At 66.5% G+C, this 3823-nt stretch carries 5 protein-coding genes; 4 read left to right on the top strand and 1 reads right to left on the bottom strand.

Going from position 1 to position 3823, the window contains the following annotated elements:
• The 3 genes from ACTIR_RS23010 to ACTIR_RS25935 form a co-directional block, all read left to right on the top strand.
• The coding region (locus tag ACTIR_RS23010) for a carboxylesterase/lipase family protein (RefSeq protein WP_154663745.1) at positions 1–769 on the top strand (769 nt) is incomplete at its 5' end.
• A 176-nt stretch (positions 770–945) separates the two neighbouring features.
• On the top strand, positions 946–1434 hold the full coding sequence (locus tag ACTIR_RS0112025; protein WP_026454475.1) for a hypothetical protein: 489 nt from the start codon (positions 946–948) through the stop codon (positions 1432–1434).
• Positions 1435–1725: 291 nt separating this feature from the next.
• Positions 1726–2034, top strand: a complete 309-nt coding sequence (locus tag ACTIR_RS25935; RefSeq protein WP_154663741.1) for a hypothetical protein — start codon at positions 1726–1728, stop codon at positions 2032–2034.
• Positions 2035–2268: 234 nt separating this feature from the next.
• On the opposite strand, the gene ACTIR_RS0112020 is transcribed toward ACTIR_RS25935, so the two are convergent.
• Positions 2269–3249, bottom strand: a complete 981-nt coding sequence (locus tag ACTIR_RS0112020) for an esterase/lipase family protein (RefSeq protein ID WP_026454474.1) — start codon at positions 3247–3249, stop codon at positions 2269–2271.
• A 250-nt stretch (positions 3250–3499) separates the two neighbouring features.
• Between ACTIR_RS0112020 and ACTIR_RS26580 the strand changes: the two genes are divergently transcribed.
• The coding region (locus ACTIR_RS26580) for a Clp protease N-terminal domain-containing protein (protein WP_026454473.1) at positions 3500–3823 on the top strand (324 nt) is incomplete at its 3' end.

Raw genomic sequence — 3823 nt, 5'->3', positions numbered from 1 at the left:
GGCGGGCGCGGAGGCCACCGTCGCCTCGCTGGCGCAGGTACCGCCGGAGGAGATCCACCGCGTCCAGCGGCGCCCGCTCAACCGGCCCGCCGAAGGACAGGCCCCGCGCGCGGACAGCATCACGCCGTACGCGTTCGTGCTCGACGACGATTCCCTGCCGCGGCGGCCGTGGCAGGCGCTGCGCGACGGCGTGGCGGCGGACGTCGACACGGTGTTCGGCTTCAACCGCGACGAGTACACCCTGTTCACCCTCGGCCGCGACCTCTCCCGCAAGGACCCCGCGCGCACCGCCGCCGCGGTGGGCCTGGACGCCTCCGCCGTGGACGACTACCGCGCGGCCCACCCCGGCATCGGCGACGCGGACCTGCACACGCTGCTGCTGACCGACTCGGTGTTCCGGATGCCGGCCCTGTGGTGCGCCGAGGCGCAGGCCGAGGCGGGCGGCCGCAGCCACCTGTACGAGCTGACGTGGGAGAGCCCGGCCATGGACGGGGCGCTGGGGGCCTGCCACGCACTGGACCTGCCGTTGACGTTCGGCAACCTGGACACCCCGCTGACGACGATGGTGTTCGGCGAATCGGTGCCGGACGGTGCGGAGTACCTGTCCGAGCGGATCCGCACGGCGTGGCTGTCCTTCGCCCGCACCGGCGACCCGGGCTGGCCGGCCTACGACCCGGCGGAGGCGCTCACCCGGATCTGGGACGTCCCGGTGTCCGTGGCCACCGACCCCGTCGCCGCCTCCCGACGCATCTGGGCGGGGCGGGGGTGAGTCGCTCGGCGCTCAATTCGAAGCGACTCCTTTTCGACGGTCCGATATTGCGGCCCTCAAATCGGCCCACGGGCGGGCTCACCGACGCAAACCCGCTCGAACCGACTCGAAATCCGGATTCGGAACACAAATGATGCGCGGGCTCTTGCCTGTTGAACGACGGGGGGGGTAGCACGGTGAGCCGCACGAATCGATCGACACAGGCGTTCGTCATCGCCGCCGCGATTTTCACTATTTCCGGATGTAGCAGCGGCACGGCTGACACCTCGAAGCGCATACCGGCCGGGGAACCGTGCGACCTGCTTACTCCCCACGAGGCGGCCGACATACTGGAGACGAACCGGGACGACATCCTGGTGGAGCCGAGCGACGGGTTTCAATGCGACTATCGGTCCGAGTCCCTCTTCAGTGGCGCCAACGTTGTCCGAGGGCAGGACATGTCCAAGATGTCGACCGATGAACAGGTCGACATCGGCGAGATACACGGAACGCGATTGGATGTGGGCGCGGACACCAGCTGTGGGGTACACGTCGTTCTGGACGACGAAGACTCGACACAACGGTTCTCGACCATCGCAACGGGCGCACCTTCGACCATGCAAAAGACCGCATGTGAGATTTCGGACGCATTCGCCGCCGCGATCCTCGATAACCTTCCCGGATAAGCTGTTACAGGATGGAGAGGAACAGCAGCCTCTGTCTTACACACGGCGACAGATCTCCGAAGAAAAGTACTTCGACGACTTCAACCAATTGGGCAGCTGGAAGTGTTGACAATGTACGCAAAGCACTGAGTTCTGACCACCTCAGTAACGGTGACCGCGGTGGTAGTACTTGCCGGATGTGGCAGCGAAGTAGAAGCTACTTCGAAACGATTGCCACAAGGAGGACCATGTAGCCTACTGACGCCACAGGACGCTGCTGGCATTCTCGGAACAGACGTCGACGATATCAGCATGGAACCAAGTGAAGGATTCCAATGCGACTACAGCTCCGAATCGCTTCTGAGCGGAGTGAACGTGATTCGCGGGCAGGACATGTCAAAGATGTCCACCGGGGAAGACGTGAATCTTTCTGGAATTCAGGCAACGCGCCTGTCATGGGGCTCGGACACCGGCTGCGGAGTGAGCGTCAGCCTGAGTCATCAGGATCCTGATCAACAAATCTCGGCCGTCAGCACAAGCGTTTCGGCAAGGACGGACAAATCCGCGTGTGATATCGCCGACGAATTTGCTAAGACGATTCTCGACAAGCTCCCTGGATGAGAACAGCTCCCGGATGAAGACGGTCTATTACCAGGTGCTCACTGCACGGCTTCCGGGTCCGCACTCGTAGTTGATCACCTGGCGGCCGGGAAACCTCGACGTCGACAATCTACATCCTCGACCGGACTTCCTGTGTGACTTCCTTGCCAGGACGATCCCGGCGGAATCGGTGACACCGTGACTCCTGACGCCGACCTCCTGGCACAGCCCTGATCTGGATCACGGCGTCCGGACTCACCACTCCGGTGGGGGTTCGGCGCCGAGCGGGGTGACCACGGTGCACGGCACCGGGCGCGAGTTGGCGGGGTCGAGGGCGTTGAGCACGTGGCCGGCGGCGACCGGGTCGGCCATTACGGCGCCGTGCTCGGCGAAGTCGGTGGGGCAGGTCTCCTGCAGCACGTGGTTGGTGATGTTCGGCCCCTCGGCCGTGCCGCTGGTGTAGGGCACGATGAGCTCGTCGTAGCGGGTGACGATGTTGGTGTACTCGACGTCCGGGGAGAACATCCCGGCCTCGTTCAGCTCGGCGAAGTAGTCCGAGCCCATCAGGAACTGGGTGCACGACGCGCACGCCGTGCCCACCACCCCGTCCACGGCGGAGTCGAGGCCGAGCCGCTCCGCCGTCTGGTACAGCGTCGCGAGGCCGGCCGGGTTGGTCCCCTCCCACAGCGGTGTGAGGCTGACGTACTTGTCCACCACCGCCTCGCCACCGAGCTTGGTGACGTACCAGGCGGGCATGATGGTGCCCTCGGAATGCCCGAGCAGGTCCACCTTGTTCGCGCCGGTGGCGTCCAGCACCCGGTCGACGAACGCCTCCAACTCCGCGGCGGAGTCCTGCATCGTCGTCATCCCGCCCGGCTGGTAGAGCGGGAGCGCGCTGTTCAGGTCGGTGACGCCGTAGGTCAGGGCGAACACGCAGTAGCCCTCGTTCGCCAACAGCGGGGAGAACGTCTGCCAGTTCACCGTCCGGTTGGCGATCAGCCCGTGCACCAGCACCACCGGGTTCGGGTGGTCCTCGCCCGGTTCGCACGACCAGTCGTTGGAGCCCGGCGGTGGGCTGTCCGGCGCGGCGGCCTGGGCGGCGACCCCGGCCCCGATCGTCCACGGCACGGGCAGGTCGTCGTCCTCCGCCGCCGCCACGCCGGGCGCGGCGACCGTCAGCGACACCGCGGCCACGGCGGACAGCGCCGCCGCGGCGATCGACCTCATCGTCGTCATGCCTCTCCCCGCTTTGATGATCACGGGAGTCAACCACGGCGCCCCCGCCGCACACACCCGGGTTCATCCGAATGGCCTAGTCGGCACCGCCGTCTGCCGCGCGTCGTCACCGCACCACGGGGAGGTGGGAGTGACCCAGGTCTTAAGATCGCGACCCGTGGGAATTGCCGACGGACCCGGCACGTTAGTTGATAGTGAAAGACTCAAGTCTGCGGTGGTGGAGGGACCGCCATCGCGTGGGAGGTTGAGAATGCCTGCGTATCACGGTTCGGGCGGGTTCGAGTCGTTCGACGACTTCCTGGCCCGCGTTTTCGGCGTCAACGGCCCCTCCCAGGGCAACTTCGGCCGTCAGGTGCGGCGCATCGACATCACGCAGCTGCTGAGCAAGCGGGCGAACAAGATGGTGTCGCAGGCCGCACGGCACGCGGGCGAGCAGGGCCACGGGGAGCTCGACGCCCTGCACCTGCTGTGGGCGGCCACGCAGCACGATCCCGGCCGCGGCATGCTCAGCAACGCCGGTGCCGACCCCGACGCGGTGGCGCGTGCGGTGTCCGAGCGGCTGCCGCAGGCGAGC

The organism is Saccharomonospora iraqiensis subsp. iraqiensis (assembly GCF_000430445.1).
Taxonomy (GTDB): Bacteria; Actinomycetota; Actinomycetes; order Mycobacteriales; family Pseudonocardiaceae; genus Saccharomonospora; species Saccharomonospora iraqiensis.
Note: the sequence above shows the minus strand (reverse complement) of the source record. Positions and strands in the feature narration are given on the sequence as shown.

Bases quoted from the DNA above. Each gene is read 5' to 3' on its own strand.
- ACTIR_RS25935 (WP_154663741.1), top strand. From the start codon at position 1,726: ATGGAACCAAGTGAAGGATTCCAATGCGACTACAGCTCCGAATCGCTT.
- ACTIR_RS0112020 (WP_026454474.1), bottom strand. From the start codon at position 3,249: ATGACGACGATGAGGTCGATCGCCGCGGCGGCGCTGTCCGCCGTGGCC.